This is a genomic window from Bifidobacterium callimiconis, from assembly GCF_003952005.1.
Lineage (GTDB): Bacteria > Actinomycetota > Actinomycetes > Actinomycetales > Bifidobacteriaceae > Galliscardovia > Galliscardovia callimiconis.
Genome location: NZ_QXGJ01000004.1, coordinates 178,494 through 194,845 on the forward strand (window position 1 = coordinate 178,494; position 16,352 = coordinate 194,845).

Below are 16,352 nucleotides of genomic sequence, written 5' to 3' on the forward strand. Positions count from 1 at the left end.
CCCATCGTCTCGCTCATACTCCGAAACATACGGCATCTAGTACGGGAACTGTGGCAGTATTGACGGGTTACCAATCGAGGGGAGCGACATGCCTGGCTTGTTGAGTGCCATGGAGGGTTTCTGCGTCATCGGCATCGTGATCGGCGTGGGGTATGTGGCCGCACGTATGCGCATCGGCGGACCACAGGCGCAGATGGTGCTGAATCGGTTCAGCTTCTTCGTGTCCAGCCCGTGTCTGATGTTCGCGATCCTGTCGAAGGAACCGATTTTCGAGATCTTTCATTCGTCGATCATCGTCGCGTTCTTCTCGGCGGCCATCGTGGGCGTGGTCTTCGTCGTGCTCAACCGGCTGTTCTTCCATCTCAAGGCGGCCGACGCGACGATCGGCGCACTGAATTCGCTGTATCTGAATTCGAACAACATCGGTCTGCCGATCGCCACGTACATTCTTGGCAATCCGGCGCTGGTGGCGCCGATTCTGGTGATGCAGCAGGCCGTGTTCACGCCGGTCGGTCTGACGGTGCTCGACGTGACGACCAAGGGCAAGGTGTCGGTCAAGGAGATCGCGAAGCAGCCGCTGCACCAGCCGCTGCTGATCGGATCGCTGCTGGGCATCGTGCTGTCGGCCGTGCATGCGAAGACCGGCTGGTTCCTGCCGAACTATCTGTTCGATCCGATCGATATGATCGGCGATTCCGCGGTGCCGATGATCCTGATGGCGTTTGGCATGTCCCTGCACGGCACCAAGCCGCTGCAGCAGAAGGGCGACCGTCCGGCGATCTTCACCGTGGCGATTCTGAAGAACATTGTGATGCCGATCATCGCGTTCCTGCTCGCCTACTTCGTGATGGGATTCCGCGGGGCCACGCTGTATGCGTGCGTGGTGCTCGCCGCGCTGCCGACCGGCCAGAACGTGTACAACTATGCGGCCCGGTACAACGTGGGTCTTACGTTCGCGCGCGACGGCATTCTGCTGTCCACGATGACCAGCCCGATCTTCATCGCCATCATCGCGGCGATCCTCAGCTAAGCGGGATGGTGCGCAGAGGGCATTTTGATGTTCATTCCTCTGTTACCGGAGCGTCTCGGGCTTCAGCCCTCCCTCTGTCACGGCTTATGCCGTGACATCTCCCTCCCAAGGAGGGAGAACATGGGGAAAAGCTCGTGCTCCCTCCAAGGGAGGGAGCTGTCGGCGTAGCCGACTGAGGGAGGGATCGGCTCGGTCCATGCCCGCGCCAGTCAGTGGGGACATGACGTACGCAGGAGGGATCGGCCCCATTCACCCCGCATCACTCGCCCGTGGACAGCTCCAGCCGATCCGCATGCACCTGTACGTCGGCGAGCGCGCCGATGGTGAGATGATCGTCGGCATCCGGCACGACGGTGCGCGCATGCGCCTTCACCGTCACCGCCTGCGTTCCCGCGGCAACAGCCGCGGCGAGGCCGGTCGGCGAATCCTCGAACGCCAGGCACTCCCCCGGTTTCACGCCGGCCAGCGATGCCCCGCGTTCGTACGGTTCCGGATCGGGCTTGTCACGCACGTCGTCGTCTCCGGTCACGCAGCCCACGAACGCACCCGCCGGAGCCGCCTCGATCACACGATCGGCCAGCGCGTGCGGCGACCCGGTGACCAGCACCGACGGCACGCCGGCGTCGCGCAACGCGGTCAGCAGTTCCACGGCTCCCGGCACCCACGGCACACTATCCCCATACTTGCGCACAACGCTGTTGACAAGTTCGTGGATAATCGCCTCGTCCGGCAATAGCACGCCGGCCTCGCGCAACACCCGCGCGCAGGTGGTCAGCGCAGCGCCGGCCAGCGGATCGGCCACGGAATCGGTCCATGTGCCGCCATGCGCGATCACGCATTCCCTCTCGGCCGCCGTCCACAACGGGTCGGAATCCACCAGCGTACCGTCCAGGTCCCACAGCACCGCCTTGGGCAACGGCCTCGTTATCACAGGCATCATGGTGACCATGGCCTACCGTTCGTATTCGGCGGCGATGCGCTTGAGACGCTCCTCGAAGCGCGGCCAGTCGTTCTGCATGGCGGTGAGCAGCTTGAGCGAGCCCACCTTCTCGAACGGCACCCATGCGATCTCCAGGCTCTCGTCGTCGTTCGCACGCGGCTCCACCGTATGCCCGGGCTTTTCGAACGCGAACACGGTGGTGTAGCCCCACGGGCCATGGTCCTCCACATAGGAGCCGACCACGGCGATGTCCTCGGGATGGATGTTCGCCTCCTCGAAGCTTTCGCGCAGCGCGCCTTCGAGCGGGCTTTCGCCGTCCGCCGTGGCGCCGCCGGGAATGCCCCACGTGCCGCCTTCGGCGCTCCACAGCGCGCGGTGCTGCATGAGCACGTCGGTGATCTCGCCGGTCTCCGGGTCGCGACGGCACAGCAGCACGCCGGACGCGCCGTTCAATCCCCAGTGCTTGCGACCGCACACGCAGTCGATGAACCCGTCGCCGGGCTGGTTCACGTTGTCGCGCGGCGCCTTGGGGTCCACGGCTTTGCCGCTGCCGTAGCCGGTGCCCTGCTGCTCGTCGCGGTTCAGGTTCCACAGGTCGGTCCAGCTGATGCCCAGCTCCTCGACCAGCTGACGGGTGAGCGGCAGGCTCAGGCCGATGATGCCGCTCGGATCGCCCTGGATGCCGTCGATGAACGCACCGCCGAAGCCGTCGAGCGTGAACGAGCCGGCCACCTCAAGGGGTTCGCCGGTGGCGATGTAGCGTTCGATGTCCTCGTCGGAGTAGTTGGCGAACGTGACCTCGGCGTGGCTGGCCCGGCTGATCATGGAGCCGGTGGCCGCGTCGATCACGCAGTGGCCGGTCCACAGCGTGCCGGTGCGGCCGCGCATGAGCGCCAGTCGTTCGCGCGCATGCGCCACGGTGTGCGGCTTGCCGTACGGCACGCCGTCGAGTTCGAACATGGAGTCGCAGCCGATGATCAGCGGACCCACGGCACGATTGGCCATGCCCTCCTCGGCGTCGATCGCGTCGTGGATCGGCGTGACGGACGCGATGCTGCCGAACCCGTCGGTCAGCGGACGAGAGACGTGCTCCTCGCCCACGGCGGCCACCGCGGCGGCGGAGATGGCGATGTAGTCGCGGTACACGGCCGCGGCCTTGGCACGCGCCAGCAGCGGCACGCGCTCCTCCGTGGTCATGGAGTCCGGGTCGATGCCCTGCTGCGCGGCCGTATTCACGATCACCGCGGCCTCGTCCACATGGGATACGCGAATCGTCGGGCGAATACCCGCGTGGAACAACACGTCTCGTCGCGCCTTGGATTGGGACGCGAGAATCACCGGAATCGACAACAGACACCAACTTTCCAGAAGATACGGGGAGCCCCGATCGGATTGCCGATCAAGGGCTCATAAACAAGATCACGGAACACGAACCGCATACGTGCGGCACGTACCGTGCATACAGCACGTACGACCGCACCTATCGTCACGCTTCGGCTCACAACTCCACAGGACCGAACTGCACGCCCTTGCGGTCGATCGCCGGATGCAGCATGCGCCAACGACCGCTTGCCAGGAACTGGTCGTGGATCAGCTCGGTGATCGCCTCGGTGGCGTCGCCCTCGTGCAATACGAGCACGCAGGGGCCGGCGCCGGAGATCGTGGACGCATAGCCGTGCGCGCGCAGGAAGGTCATGAGTTCCCACGAGCCGGGCATGAGCGCGCTGCGGTAGTGCTGGTGGAGCGTGTCGCCGGTGGCGCTGAACAGCAGCGAGTTCGTGTCGCGGCCGGAGGCGCCGCTCAGGGCCGCGGGCAGCAGGGCCACGCGAGACACGTTGAACAGGGCGTCGGCACGCGGCACCTCATACGGCAGGGCCTTGCGGGCCTCCTCGGTGGAGAGCTTGAAGTCCGGCACGAACACCCAGGCGTTGATGCTCTCCCCCACCGGATAGTTCACGGTGTGGTAGCCGCCCTTGAACGGTTCGGCGGCGTCGGGGAAGATCGCACGGTCGGCCTCGACGGGCACCACGTTCGACGGCTTGGCGTTCGGCGCGTCCACCAGCGGCACCTCGGTCTTGGGCTCGAAGTCCCACGACACGGTCATACCGCCGTACACGGCGGGCGCCACGTTGTCGGGATGGCCCTCGATGTGCGCGGCCAGGTCGAAGATGAAGTCGCGCTCCTCGTCGCCGTAGCCGGCGAACGCCACGGCCGCGGACACGCCCGCCACGATCGCCTCGGCGGACGAGCCCATGCCACGCTCCTGCGGGATGCGGTTGTTCGCCACGAGTTTCACGCCGGCCTGCGGCAGGCCGAGCTCGTCGAGCGTACGGCGGAACGTGCGCATCACCAGATGCGACTCGTCACGCGGCAGCGTGTTCTCCCCCTCGCCATGGATCTCGATCGACGATTCCAGCGACGGCGACAGCGTGAACGTCAGCTCGTCACGCACGTCCAACGCCAGACCCACGGCATCGAAACCGGGGCCCAGATTGGCACTGGTGGCGGGGACCGTTACGCGCACGGCATCGGCGGCGAACTTCATAATGCTCCTTACAGACCTTGTTGATCTTGCTATAACGCGATTGCTATACCGCGGAGACGATCGCTCAGTCCATCACGCGAAGGATGGTGGCCTCACCGGAGACGAAGTCGAGCTCGGTCACGGCGTCCACGGCCTCGCGCAGCGTCACCTCGTCGCACAGGTGGGTGACCAGACGCAGCTGCTGCAGCTCGCCGCTGTATCCCGGCTCGTGCAGGGTGGGCTTGAGATCCTGGTTCACGCCGTTGATCGACAGGCCGCGCTTGGCGAACTCCTCGGCGATGGCGGCCAGCGTGCCCGGCTTGTCGTGGATCACGAAGCGCACGGCGAACGCGGAACGGGAGGCGTTGAGCGGAGCCTTAGGCAGGTCGGCGTACATGGGGATGACCGGACCGGTGCAGCCGTGGGTGATGTGACGGGCCTCGGTGACCACGTCGCCCACCACGGCGGAGGCGGTGGGGTCGCCGCCGGCGCCACGACCGTAGAACATGAGATCGTCGGCGGCCTCGGCCTTGACGAACACGGCGTTGAAGCTGCCACGCACGCTGGCCAGCGGATGCTCGTTCGGGATCAGCGCCGGGTACACGCGGGCGGAGATGCCGGCCTCGGTGTTCTCGCACACGGCGAGCAGCTTGATGACCTTGTTCTCGGCGGTGGCCGCGGCGATGTCGTCGGCGGTGATCTTGGTGATGCCCTCCACGTTCACGTCGTCGATGCGCACGTCGGTGTGGAAGGCGAGGGAGGCCATGATGGCGGCCTTGTTGGCGGCGTCCTCACCCTCGATGTCGCCGGTCGGATCGGCCTCGGCATAGCCCTTGGCCTGCGCATCCTTGAGCGCCACGTCGAAGTCGAGACCCTTGGTGGTCATCTCGTCAAGAATGTAGTTGGTGGTGCCGTTGACGATGCCCATGATGCTGGTGATCTTGTCGCCCACCATGGATTCGCGCAGCGGGCGGACGATCGGGATGGCACCGGCCACGGCGGCCTCGAAGTAGAAGTCCACGCCCTTGGCCTCGGCCGCGGCGTAGATCTCCGGACCGTACTTGGCGATGAGCGCCTTGTTGGCGGTGACCACGGAGGCGCCGGATTCGATGGCCTTCATCACGAAGGTGCGGGCGGCGGTCGTGCCGCCGATGAGTTCGATGACGATGTCGGCCTTGGTGCACAGATCGGCGGTGTCGGTGGTGAGCAGGGACTTGTCGATCCACGGCACGTTCACCTCGTCCGGATCGAGGCAGGCCACGCCCACAAGCTCAAGCGGACGGCCGATGCGCTGGGCAAGCTCCTCGTTCTGTTCAACGATCAGACGGGCGGTGGCCGAGCCGACCGTGCCGGCGCCCAGCAGCGCCACGCGAATCGGGTTTGCAGTGTTCTCTGCAGTATGTGCCATTGGTATTGTCCTTCCCAACACGGGCGTTGACCGCCGCTTGCAACAGATACAACCTACATAATCCTAAAGGTGCAAAGCGACAGGCCGTATTACCAAGCCGCCTCCCTCGTCAGACTCATCGGAGGGAGGCGGCACGACGTGGCCGTTACGGTCGGTCCGGTCAGTCCGCCGGATCGGCTCGGAGACGGTCAGTCCTGATCGAGCTCCAGCAGGTCGTCAACGGTCTGGCGGCGGATCATCACGCTCGCGCCGGATTCGCCCACGCCCACCACGGCGGGGATGAGCGCCTGGTTGTAGTTGCTGGCCATCGTACGGCCGTACGCGCCGGTCACCGGCACGGCGAGGATATCGCCGCGATGCGTGTCGGCGGGAAGCCTCACCTCGTGCACCACGATGTCGCCGGACTCGCAGTGCATGCCCACCACGCGCGCGAGCATAGTTTCGGCGGAACCCTTGCGGTTGGCCAGACGGGCCGTGTAGTCGGCGCCGTACAGCGCCGGACGGATGTTGTCGCTCATGCCGCCGTCCACGGACACGTACACGCGCTCGTGAATCGGATTGCCGGCGGAATCCTTGGCATCCGCGAGCTTCACGGGCTTCACGGTACCCACGCGGTACAGGGTCACGCCGGCCGGCGCCACGATCCAGCGACCGGGTTCGAAGCTGATCGACGGGGCGGGCATGCCGAGCGCGCGGTTGACGGCGACGACGGCGTCGGCGAGGCGCTTGAGCTCCACACGCACGTCCATGGAATCCTCGCCGTCGGTGTAGGCCACGGAGTAGCCGCCGCCGAGATCGACCTCGGGCAGCGTGTACGCGTCGGTGGCGTAGAAGGTCTTACGCAGCAGCATCATGCGCTTGGCGGCCTGGATGAACGCATCGGCGTCGTGGATGTTGGAGCCGATGTGCGAATGGATGCCCACGAGCTCCAAATCCTCGGAGTGCGCGAGGATGTCCTTGAGCACGGCGAGCGCGGGGCCGTCGGCCACGGTGGTCATGGCGGCGGCGAGTGCCTTGTCGGCGTCGGAGACCTCCTCGTGGCTCAGATCGTACGGGTATTTGACGTCGTAGCGCAGTTCGCGTTCCGGCTTTCCGGCGGCGGTGTTATCGGCAGCGTTTTCGGCAGCATCGCCGTTCGCAGCGTTGGACAGGCGCGCGTTCGTGGCGGCCGGGGTGACGTCGCCCAGATCGTCGAGCACGCCGAGCGACGACGTGTCCGCGCCGGCGGGCAGCAGCGGCACGCCGAACTTCTGGTCCTCGTGCGCGGTGGAGATGTATTCGTGACCGCCGGCGTGGATGCCGGACGTGACGCGCAGCATCACCTTGGCGCGCTTGCCGAGGCGGTGGGCGATCTCGGCGATGCGGGCGGGTTCGTCGGCCGAGTCGATGACGATCTTGGCGAAGCCGTTCTCCACGGCCAGTTCGATCTCGGCGTCGGACTTGTTGTTACCGTGCAGCACGAGGCGACGGCCGGGGGCTCCGGCGGCGAGCGCGATGCGCATCTCGCCCATGGTGCAGGTGTCGACGAGCATGCCGGCGTCGATCACCTCGCGGACCACGCGCTTGGAGAGGAACGCCTTGCCGGCGAAGCTCACGTGCGTGGTGGAGTTGTTGAACGCGTCGGCGGCGGCGCGCACGAAGTAGCGGGCGCGGGCTGCGACCTCGTCGGTGTCGATGAGGTAGAGCGGCGAGCCGAATTCGTCGAGCAGGGATTCGGCGGTGCGGCCATGGAATTCGATGGCCCCGTCATCGTTGATCGTGGTGGCCGTCGGCCAGATCGGCGTGATGCCCTTGCCGAGTTCGTATTCCTGTTCCGCGGTCTTCTCGCTCATCGTCGCTCCATTCGTAAACGCATGAATGCACATGCCAATGCACAATACCGTTCACATTCTGCCAGAAGTCCGGAAGGTCGTACGGCCATCGTCCATGATCGCCTGGGAAAACCAAATGGAGCGTATATACTTTGGCTCCCCTCAGCGAGGGGAGCCAGAGGAATTGGGCATTCGCCTCAGATTGAGCGATGTCTGCTAGGAATCACATATGATCCGGAGCGGTGACGCCGAGGAGGTCGAGGCCGTTGGCGATGACCTGACGGGCGGCGTCGTTGAGGCGCAGTCGTGCGGCGGCACGGGCCGGCTCCGGGTTCTTGGCGATCTCGAGGGCGGCGCGCTCGGCCTCGGGCAGACGCTGCTCGGCATCGGTCAGGGCCATCGGGGCCACGCGCTCGGCGGCATACCACTTGTGGTAGCGGCCGGCCAGATCCTCGAGGTAGTGGGCCACGCGGTGCGGCGCACGACCGTCGCCGGCGGTGGCGACCATGCTCGGGTACTGGGCGAGCGCGGCGATCAGGTCGCCGTCGGCCTCGGTGTCGAGCAGGGCCAGATCGGCGCCGTCCACGGTCACGCCGGCGGCGGCCGCGTTGCGGTCCACGTTGCAGCTGCGGGCGTGCGCGTACTGCACGTAGTACACCGGGTTCTCGTTGGTGTGGCTGGCGAGCAGATCGAGGTCGATGTCCACGCTCTGGTTGTAGTCGGTGCGGGCCAGCGAGTAGCGGGCGGCGTCCACGCCCACGGCCTCCACGAGGTCGTCGAGCGTCACGACGTTGCCGGCGCGCTTGGACATGCGCACGGGCTTGCCGTCCTTCATCACGTTGACCAGCTGGCCGATGAGGATCTGCATGTTCACGCCCGGCTCGTCGCCGAACGCGGCGCACATGGCCATCATGCGGCCGATGTAGCCGTGATGGTCGGCGCCGAGCATGTAGATGGCCACGTCGGCCGGGTTGAGGATGCGGTGACGCTTGTTGCGGTAGTAGGCGATGTCGGCGGCGAAGTATGCGGCATTGCCGTCGGACTTGATGATCACGCGGTCCTTGTCGTCGCCGTGCTTGGTGGACGCGAACCAGGTGGCACCGTCCTTCTCGTAGATGTCGCCGCGCTCGCGCAGCTCGGCGATGGCCTTCTCCACCTCGCCGTCGATGTACAGGCTGTTCTCGTGGAACCACACGTCGAAGTTCACGCGGAACTCCTTCATGGAGTCCTTGATCTCGTCGAACATCATCGGCACGGCGCGCTTGCGGAACTCCTCGCGCTGCACGGAGTCGCCCTCGGCGCCGTCCTCGGCGGTCACGCGCGGCAGGGTGAGCACGTCCACGCCGTCGGCCTTGGCCTCGTCGATCACGCGCTGGGCGATCTCGTCGATGTAGGCGCCCTTGTAGCCGTCGGCCGGGGTCTCCTCGCCGTGGGCGGCGGCCACGAGGGAGCGGGCGAAGCGGTTGATCTGCTCGCCATGGTCGTTGAAGTAGTATTCGCGCACCACCTTGGCGCCGTTGGCCTCGAGCACGCGGGCCATGGAGTCGCCGACGGCGGCCCAGCGGGTGCCGCCGATGTGAATCGGGCCGGTGGGGTTGGCGGAGACGAACTCGAGGTTGAGGGTCTTGCCGGCCAGGTGCTCGTTACGGCCGAAGTCGGCGCCCTGTGCGAGCACGGTGTCGACCACGCCTGCGGCGGACGCGGAGTCGAGGGTGATGTTGATAAAGCCGGGGCCGGCGATTTCAACGGACTTGATGCCCGTGTTCTTCTCGAGTTCGGGGACGAACAGTTCGGCCAGATCGCGCGGCTTCATGCCGGCCTTCTTGGCCAGCTGCATGGCGATGTTGCTGGCCCAGTCGCCGTGCGCGCGATCCTTCGGGCGCATGACGGTGATCTTTTCGATCGGGGGAATCAGTTCGTCGGTCAGCTCGCCGGCGGTTCCGGCTGCGGCGAGGTCGTGTGCAATTGCGGAAATCAGTTCACTAAGCGCTTCAGGACTCATTCTTCAAAGTCTACCGAGGGCGCTGACCTTCCGGCTCCTCCGATGCCTCCGCTTCCCCTCGAGGGGAAGCTGTCAGCCGACGGCTGACTGATGAGGTGCTCGACCGGTTTGCCGCAAGACCAGGAAAACATCCTCACCTTCGCAGGCCCGTCCCTCGTCTCACCCGCTTCTTCACGGCCTGGACAAGAAATGACGATCGGAAAGTGGCAATCTCCAAGTTCTGAAGTGATTCCGAAGTCCTGCAGACACCAATCTCCAAGTTCTGAAGTATCTACGCCGCCATCTCGGGGTAGAGCCGTTGCAATTCCAACGGCCATACCGCGAATATGCCGAATGAAGACTTCAGAACTTGGAGTTTGGTGTCTGCAATGCCCGAAAATCACTTCAGAACTTGCAGATTGCCCGATCCATCACTGAGCGAACGCCGTCCGAGACACAAGTCGCCACCGGCCCCCACCAGCAGGCTACTTGTCACCGTGCTTTCTCCGCCACGCCTCGCGGGCATAGTAGAACGCATAGCATAGGCCGACGAACGGGATCATGTAGTAGAGCGTGGAGCGCTGCGAATCGTCGAGCACCACGAGCACCAGCGCGAGCACGCACATCACGATCGCCGCCCATGGCACGAAGGGGTATCCGGGTGCGCGGTATCCGAGTTCGTCCACGCTGTGCCCCTCGGCAGTCCACTGCCTGCGGAATCGGATCTGGCATACGGCCACCGACGCCCACACCACGATAGTCGCCAGTCCGGAGACCGCCACGAGCGCCAGATACACGGTGCTGGCCGCCACCACGGACGACAGCAGCGCAAGTAGGCTGCCGGCCATGCTGAACATGACGGCGAACACGGGCACGCCACGGAAGTTGGTCTTGGCGAGGCCGACCGGGATCATGCGCTCCTTGGCCAGCGACCACACCATGCGCGAGCACACGTACAGGCCGGAGTTGGCCGCGGACAGCACGGCGGTGAGCACCACGAAGTTCATCACGTCACCGGCGAACGGCATGCCGATCGACTGGAACACCAGTACGAACGGGCTGGTGTCCACGCCGGACTTGTGCCACGGGATCAGCGCGGCCATCACGGCGATCGAGCCGATGAAGAAGATGGCCAGACGCAGCACGGTGGTGTGCACGGCCTTGGGGATCGCCGCGCCGGGATCGCGCGTCTCGCCGGCCGCCACGCCCACTACCTCGGTGCCGGAGAACGCGAACACCACGGTCAGCAGTGTGGAGAAGATCGGCGCGATGCCGTTGGGGAACCAGCCATCGGCGACGAAGTTGCCGAACAGCGGCGCGGAGTCGTAGCCGGAGATCGGGATCGCGCCGAAGATGGCAAGCAGACCGATGATGATGAATGCGACGATGGCGAACACCTTGATCGACGCGAACCAGAACTCGGATTCGCCGTACAGCCGCACGGACAGGATGTTCAGCGCGAACACCACGGCGATGAAGATGGCGCTCCACATCCATGTGGGACTGCCGGGGAACCAGCGCTGCATGAGCAGACCGGCCGCCGTGAATTCGGACGCGAGCGCCACGGCCCAGTTGAGCCAGTAGAGGATGGCGATGGTGAACGCGGTGCCGGGGCCGATGAATCGGTTGGCGTACAGGTGGAAGCTGCCGGCGTATGGCATGGCCACGGACAGCTCGCCGAGGCACAGCATCACGAAGTAGACGAGGAGCGATCCGATGCCGTAGGCGATGATCGCGCCGAGCGGGCCGGCCTGATGGATCGTGTATCCGGAGCTCAGGAACAGTCCGGTGCCGATCACGCCACCGAGCGAGATCATGGTCAGGTGGCGGGATTCCATCTTGCGTTCGAGGCCGGTGGCTTCGGGCTCCCGCTCCGCCGTTGAGGGGGCCGTCGCCGCCGTTTTTGATTCCACGGCCGGCGTGGTGGTGCGCTGCTCTTCTTTCGTCACCCCAGAAGACTACCGCAACCCATCCAAAAACGGTAATCCGCCCAACCAAAGTGCCCGTGCCGCATCGGCATCAGGCCTTCAATCGTTAGTGTGATCACACTAAGTGCGTGGATCCGGAATGTGAGGGCTCAGGAAGGAGAAGCGGGGAATGCGGACGCGGCGCGGTCGTCCGCGCGCCGACACGAATCGCAATCACACCAGCGCGGAGATGCCGTACACCAGAAAGATCGACACGAACGCGACCGTGGCCACGCCGCCCACCACGGCGAGCGCGAGTCCGAGCGGATACACGGGGATCTTCGTCTTCGTGTGCATCAGCCGCAATCCCAACGTCAGCACTGCCGCCGCGATGCATGCCAGCGCACCAATCAGTACAAGGAACATGGTCGTATTGTAGACCGTTCGCCCCGGATGGCCGGCGTGGCAGACGAAGCCGTCATACCGGCCGCCCCGGGGCGAACGAATCGTTGAACAGTGGTGAAGTCCCCGATTTACTCGGCGTCGTTGAGCACGGCGATGGCGTCGATCTCCACGAGCGCGCCCTTGGGGATGTTGTTGCCGCCGAACGCCACGCGGGCGGGCTTGACGGAGCCGATGAACACCTTGGCGTATTCGCCGTCGATCTCCTTGAAGTCGTCGACGTTCTTCATGTAGATGGTGGCGCGCACGATGTTCTCGATGCCGCTGCCGGCCGCGTCGAGGATGTGCTTGATATTCTTCAGCGCTTGTGCGGTCTGCTCACCGGCGGAGGGGCCCGCCAGCTCGCCGGTGTGAGGGTCGATGCCGAGCTGGCCGGAGACGAACACGAATCCGTTCGCCTTCACCGCCTGGCTGTAGGCGCCGAGCGCGGCCGGGGCGTATGCGGTTGCGACCTCTTCAAGCTTGTCCACCATGATGTCCTCCTTGGACCATTGACGATAGATATCGCGCCGGCGTCCCATCTACCACCGCGACTTGCCGACCATCGTAGCGCCCGGCACGCTCCGGTCCGTGACATCGCCCGATATACGGCCACATACGCCGCATATACGCAAAAAGCCCGCCCCTCGCACGAGGAGACGGACCTTGTTCGTGGGCTCGATGGGGATCGAACCCACGACCTTCTGTTCCGGAGACAGACGCTCTATCCACTGAGCTACGAACCCGAATTCCCACGCCGGCATTGCCGCCGTCCGCAGGCACTGGTGATTAGTTTACACGCGAGGTGGACTTTGGGAAGGGAAGACAGGCAAGGGAAATTCCCCAAACCCAAACCCGGAGGTTCCGGGGCCGCCCCTCCCCTCAGTCTGCCTCCGGCAGCCAGCTCCCCTCCCACGGAGGGGAGCCAAGCCCAAACTCCCAAAACCCGGCTCCCCTCTCCGAGGGGAGCTGTCGGCGTAGCCGACTGAGGGGAGCCAAGCTCAAACCCCCGTGTTCTCCCTCCCCGGGAGGGAGATGTCACTGCGCAGCAGTGACAGAGGGAGGGTCCCCTCCCCGATTACAGCACCTTGGACAGGAACGAGCGCAGTCGCGGGCTCTGCGGATTGCCGAAGACCTGCTCCGGGGTGCCCTCCTCCTCGATCACGCCGGCGTCGGTGAAGATCACGCGCGTGGAGACCTCGCGGGCGAACGCCATCTCGTGCGTCACGAGCAGCATGGTCATGCCCTTGTCGGCCAGATCGCGGATCACCTGCAGCACGTCGCCCACCATCTCCGGGTCGAGCGCGGACGTGGCCTCGTCGAACAGCATGATCTGCGGGTCCATGGCGAGCGAACGGGCGATGGCCACACGCTGCTTCTGACCGCCGGACAGCGATTCGGGATTGGCGTCGGCCTTCTCCTCGAGTCCCACCATGCGCAGCAGCTCGAGGGCGCGGGCGCGCGCCTTGTCGGCGGGCACCTTCTTGATCAGCGTGGGCGCCAGCGTGATGTTCTCCGCCACGGTCATGTTGGGGAACAGGTTGAAGTGCTGGAACACCATGCCGATGTGCTCGCGCGTCTTGTCGATGTTGGTCTTCGGGTCGGCGATGTCGTCGCCGAGCACCACGATCGAGCCGGACGACGGGGTGTCGAGACCGTTGAGGCAGCGCAGGAACGTGGATTTGCCGGCGCCGGACGGGCCGATGATCGAGATGACCTCACCCGCGTGCACCTGGCAGTTGATGCCCTTGAGCACCTCGTTGCCGCCAAAGCTCTTGCGCAGGTTCTTCACGTCGATGACGACGTCGGACTTCTGCGCGGCACCGTTCTTCACGGCACCGTTCTGCGCATTCGTCGCGTTGGTTGTTTCACTCATCGCTTGTTCATCCTCCGATCAACGATATTGGCGAGCCAGGTGAGCAGCGTGATGGCCACGAAGTAGATCACGCCGACCATGAGCAGCGTCTCGGTGACGCGGAAGTTGGCCGCGTAGATCTGCTGGGCCTGGTAGAGCAGTTCGCCGAAGCCGATGGCCAGCAGCAGCGAGGAGTCCTTGAGCATGATGACCAGCTGGTTGATGATGGCGGGGGTGCCGATCTTCACGGCCTGCGGCAGGATCACCTTGCGCATGGCCTGGCCATAGTTGAGGCCGAGCGAACGGGCGCCCTCCATCTGGCCCTTGTTCACGGATTCGATGGCGCCGCGCACGATCTCCACCAGGTACGCGCCGGAGTTCAGCGACAGCGTGAGCGCGCCGGCCACCCAGATGTTGATGCTGTGGCCGATGAGCTGCGGAATGCCGAAGTAGAAGAAGAACGCCCACACCAGAATAGGCGTGCCGCGGAAGACGGCCACGTACACGCGGGCGATCCACGACAGCACCGGGTTGGGCGAAACGCGCATCAGGCCGAGCACGATGCCCAGCACGAGCGCGATCACGAAGGAGATCGCGGTGATGAGCAGCGTGTTCTTCAGACCGGTCATCAGTGCGGGGAACGAGTCCGCGGCCAGATCGATGAAGCTCTTCTTGGTGCTTGCCGATTTGGTGGCCGACGCGCTGGAGGTGCCGTCCTCGCCGAGGTACTTGGCGAGGATCTTGTCGTATTCGCCGGATTCCTTCAGGTGGGCGAGGCCCGTGTTGAACGCGGCGAGCAGGTCGTCGTTCTGTCCCTTGTTCACGGCGAAGCCGTAGGAGGCGCCGGGAACCTTGGGGGTGACGGTCTTCAGTCCGTTGCCCTGCGCGATGCCGTAGGCGAGCACCGGGTAATCGTCGACCACGGCGTCCGCGTTGCCGGACTTGACCATTTCGTACATGGTGGCCGACTGATCCACGGACTTGACGGTGTAGCCGTACTTCTTCGCGTTTGCCTTCGCGAACGTCTCACCTTCGGCACCCGTCTTGGCCACGACGGTCTTGCCCTTGAGATCCTCGTACCCCTTGATCTCGTCGTTGTTCTTGGCGATGGCCATCTGCACGCCGGACTGGAAGTACGGGTCGGAGAAATCATAGACGGCCTTGCGCTCGTCGGTGATCGACATGCCGGCGATCACGCCGTCGGCCTGGCCGGACGACAGCGCCTGCAGGGCGGCGTTGAATCCGAGCGACTGGATTTCCACGGTAAAGCCCTGGTCCTTGGCGATGGCCTTCAGCATGTCCATGTCGATGCCGACCATCTGTCCGCTGGAATCGCGGAATTCAAACGGGGCGAACGTGGTGTCGGTGGCGACCTTGAAGGTCTTGCCCTTGACCGCCTCCACGTTCTCGGTGGTGGTAGCCGTACCTTCGGCGGCGTTCGCCGTGGAAACTCCGAGGGAGCCAAGGCCGGCCACGCACAGCAGCAGGGCCAGCATCATGCCGACCATCATTCGCCACTGCGAAGCGCGCCGCATCACGACGGCGCCGATCTTCTTCTCAATATGCATAGATTGAGCTCCTTTACAAAACGCCAATAGTGTACACAATGGGCGGTTTCCATCCTGTTACCGTCGGTATTCCGCCAGTTAAGACAGATGTTGTCGTTGCGGCAGCGGTTGCGCCTACGGCTTTTCCTGACTGTTGATTTTCGTTACGATGGTGCCATGGTGGATGAATTCGAATATGAACGTCGTTTCTACTGCCGTGAGTTTCCGGCCGAGTGCGATGACGGCGATGCGCCGCTGCTGATGGTGCAGAGTTATTTCCTGCATCAGGATGGCTTTGCGCTGCGTCTGCGCGTACAGGCGCGTGGCGTACGTGTGCCGATGGGGTCGCAGACGGACGGTCTGACCACGCTGATGCAGTACCGCGAGGCGTTCCGTGAGGCGTATATCACCGTGTTGGGCTCTCCGGTGAGCGGCACGCGATACGAGGCGGAACGGACGGTGGACGCCGATATCGCCGCGGAGATGATACTGCGTGGCGGTACGCCGATCATCAAGAACCGGTACAGTGTGTGGATCGGTGAGGACGGATGGAACATCGACGTGTTCGGCGCAAACAATGCCGGTCTGATCGTAGCGAAGGTGGAGCGCTCGAGTCCGGTGACGAATCTGCTGATTCCCAGTTTCTGCACGACCGAAGTGACCGACGATCACCGTTTCTACAACGATGGGCTCGCGTCACGACCGTTCATCACCTGGCGGGATGATTTCCTCGCCGGGCTGGATCGCGACGGAGCCCAATACTCCCAGCTCTTTGGCCAGAACCGCTACGAGTAGCCCGTTCTTCTATATGTGATTTGTGCTCCCTCCGAGGGAGGGAGCTGTCACACCGAACGGTGTGACTGAGGGAGGGATTGCGCACCAGATAGCCCGCGATCCCTCCCTCTGTC

General features: G+C 64.6%; 13 protein-coding genes and 1 tRNA gene. 2 read left to right on the forward strand and 12 right to left on the reverse strand.

Translation table 11 applies throughout. The annotated features are described in order from the left end of the window. The first annotated feature begins 88 nt into the window (after positions 1–88). The gene (locus D2E23_RS05380; protein ID WP_126029956.1) at positions 89–1,030 is read left to right on the forward strand and encodes an AEC family transporter; all 942 of its coding nucleotides are present in this window, start codon (positions 89–91) and stop codon (positions 1,028–1,030) included. A 259-nt stretch (positions 1,031–1,289) separates the two neighbouring features. Here the strand turns inward: D2E23_RS05380 and D2E23_RS05385 are convergent, their stop codons facing one another. The 12 genes from D2E23_RS05385 to D2E23_RS05440 all read right to left on the reverse strand — a co-directional run bounded on the left by D2E23_RS05385 (position 1,290) and on the right by D2E23_RS05440 (position 15,465). Further along, on the reverse strand, positions 1,290–1,946 hold the full coding sequence (locus tag D2E23_RS05385) for an HAD family hydrolase (protein WP_164520694.1): 657 nt from the start codon (positions 1,944–1,946) through the stop codon (positions 1,290–1,292). A 36-nt stretch (positions 1,947–1,982) separates the two neighbouring features. Further along, the gene (locus D2E23_RS05390) at positions 1,983–3,320 is read right to left on the reverse strand and encodes a Maf family protein (RefSeq protein WP_126029958.1); all 1,338 of its coding nucleotides are present in this window, start codon (positions 3,318–3,320) and stop codon (positions 1,983–1,985) included. 148 nt (positions 3,321–3,468) lie between these two features. Then, positions 3,469–4,515: a homoserine kinase gene (gene thrB / locus D2E23_RS05395; RefSeq protein WP_126029959.1), complete on the reverse strand. Its 1,047-nt coding sequence runs from the start codon at positions 4,513–4,515 to the stop codon at positions 3,469–3,471. Positions 4,516–4,579: 64 nt separating this feature from the next. Then, positions 4,580–5,902 carry a homoserine dehydrogenase gene (locus D2E23_RS05400; protein ID WP_126029960.1) on the reverse strand — a complete coding sequence of 441 codons (1,323 nt, stop codon included), beginning with the start codon at positions 5,900–5,902 and terminating at the stop codon, positions 4,580–4,582. 188 nt (positions 5,903–6,090) lie between these two features. Further along, the gene (locus D2E23_RS05405) at positions 6,091–7,734 is read right to left on the reverse strand and encodes a diaminopimelate decarboxylase family protein (RefSeq protein WP_126029961.1); all 1,644 of its coding nucleotides are present in this window, start codon (positions 7,732–7,734) and stop codon (positions 6,091–6,093) included. Between the two features lie 202 nt (positions 7,735–7,936). Then, positions 7,937–9,715, reverse strand: a complete 1,779-nt coding sequence (argS, locus tag D2E23_RS05410) for an arginine--tRNA ligase (protein WP_126029962.1) — start codon at positions 9,713–9,715, stop codon at positions 7,937–7,939. Between the two features lie 464 nt (positions 9,716–10,179). Beyond that, positions 10,180–11,532 (reverse strand): amino acid permease, encoded by a 1,353-nt coding sequence (locus tag D2E23_RS05415; protein WP_126030023.1) that lies wholly within the window; start codon positions 11,530–11,532, stop codon positions 10,180–10,182. Positions 11,533–11,835: 303 nt separating this feature from the next. Then, positions 11,836–12,027: a hypothetical protein gene (locus tag D2E23_RS05420; RefSeq protein ID WP_126029963.1), complete on the reverse strand. Its 192-nt coding sequence runs from the start codon at positions 12,025–12,027 to the stop codon at positions 11,836–11,838. A 107-nt stretch (positions 12,028–12,134) separates the two neighbouring features. Beyond that, entirely contained in the window at positions 12,135–12,536 is a 402-nt protein-coding gene (locus tag D2E23_RS05425) for a Rid family detoxifying hydrolase (RefSeq protein ID WP_093960629.1), read from the reverse strand. A gap of 179 nt (positions 12,537–12,715) precedes the next feature. Beyond that, positions 12,716–12,788, reverse strand: a tRNA-Arg gene (locus D2E23_RS05430). A 332-nt stretch (positions 12,789–13,120) separates the two neighbouring features. Further along, complete coding sequence (locus D2E23_RS05435; protein ID WP_126029964.1) at positions 13,121–13,918, reverse strand: amino acid ABC transporter ATP-binding protein; 798 nt, start codon at positions 13,916–13,918, stop codon at positions 13,121–13,123. Continuing rightward, a complete protein-coding gene (locus D2E23_RS05440; RefSeq protein ID WP_240541629.1) occupies positions 13,915–15,465 on the reverse strand; it encodes an amino acid ABC transporter substrate-binding protein/permease in 1,551 nt (516 codons plus the stop codon). The genes D2E23_RS05435 and D2E23_RS05440 overlap by 4 nt, the downstream gene beginning before the upstream one ends. A 156-nt stretch (positions 15,466–15,621) precedes the next feature. Here D2E23_RS05440 and D2E23_RS05445 point away from each other — a divergent pair, with 156 nt between their 5' ends. Further along, complete coding sequence (locus D2E23_RS05445) at positions 15,622–16,239, forward strand: CYTH domain-containing protein (RefSeq protein ID WP_126029965.1); 618 nt, start codon at positions 15,622–15,624, stop codon at positions 16,237–16,239. The last annotated feature ends 113 nt before the right edge of the window (positions 16,240–16,352 follow it).

Excerpts from the sequence above, each read along its gene's own strand:
- D2E23_RS05380 (WP_126029956.1), top strand. The coding sequence starts at position 89 with ATGCCTGGCTTGTTGAGTGCCATGGAGGGTTTCTGCGTCATCGGCATC.
- thrB (WP_126029959.1), bottom strand. The coding sequence starts at position 4,515 with ATGAAGTTCGCCGCCGATGCCGTGCGCGTAACGGTCCCCGCCACCAGT.
- D2E23_RS05400 (WP_126029960.1), bottom strand. The coding sequence starts at position 5,902 with ATGGCACATACTGCAGAGAACACTGCAAACCCGATTCGCGTGGCGCTG.
- D2E23_RS05405 (WP_126029961.1), bottom strand. The coding sequence starts at position 7,734 with ATGAGCGAGAAGACCGCGGAACAGGAATACGAACTCGGCAAGGGCATC.
- argS (WP_126029962.1), bottom strand. The coding sequence starts at position 9,715 with ATGAGTCCTGAAGCGCTTAGTGAACTGATTTCCGCAATTGCACACGAC.
- D2E23_RS05415 (WP_126030023.1), bottom strand. The coding sequence starts at position 11,532 with ATGGAATCCCGCCACCTGACCATGATCTCGCTCGGTGGCGTGATCGGC.
- D2E23_RS05420 (WP_126029963.1), bottom strand. The coding sequence starts at position 12,027 with ATGTTCCTTGTACTGATTGGTGCGCTGGCATGCATCGCGGCGGCAGTG.
- D2E23_RS05425 (WP_093960629.1), bottom strand. The coding sequence starts at position 12,536 with ATGGTGGACAAGCTTGAAGAGGTCGCAACCGCATACGCCCCGGCCGCG.
- D2E23_RS05435 (WP_126029964.1), bottom strand. The coding sequence starts at position 13,918 with ATGAGTGAAACAACCAACGCGACGAATGCGCAGAACGGTGCCGTGAAG.
- D2E23_RS05440 (WP_240541629.1), bottom strand. The coding sequence starts at position 15,465 with ATGCATATTGAGAAGAAGATCGGCGCCGTCGTGATGCGGCGCGCTTCG.
- D2E23_RS05445 (WP_126029965.1), top strand. The coding sequence starts at position 15,622 with ATGGTGGATGAATTCGAATATGAACGTCGTTTCTACTGCCGTGAGTTT.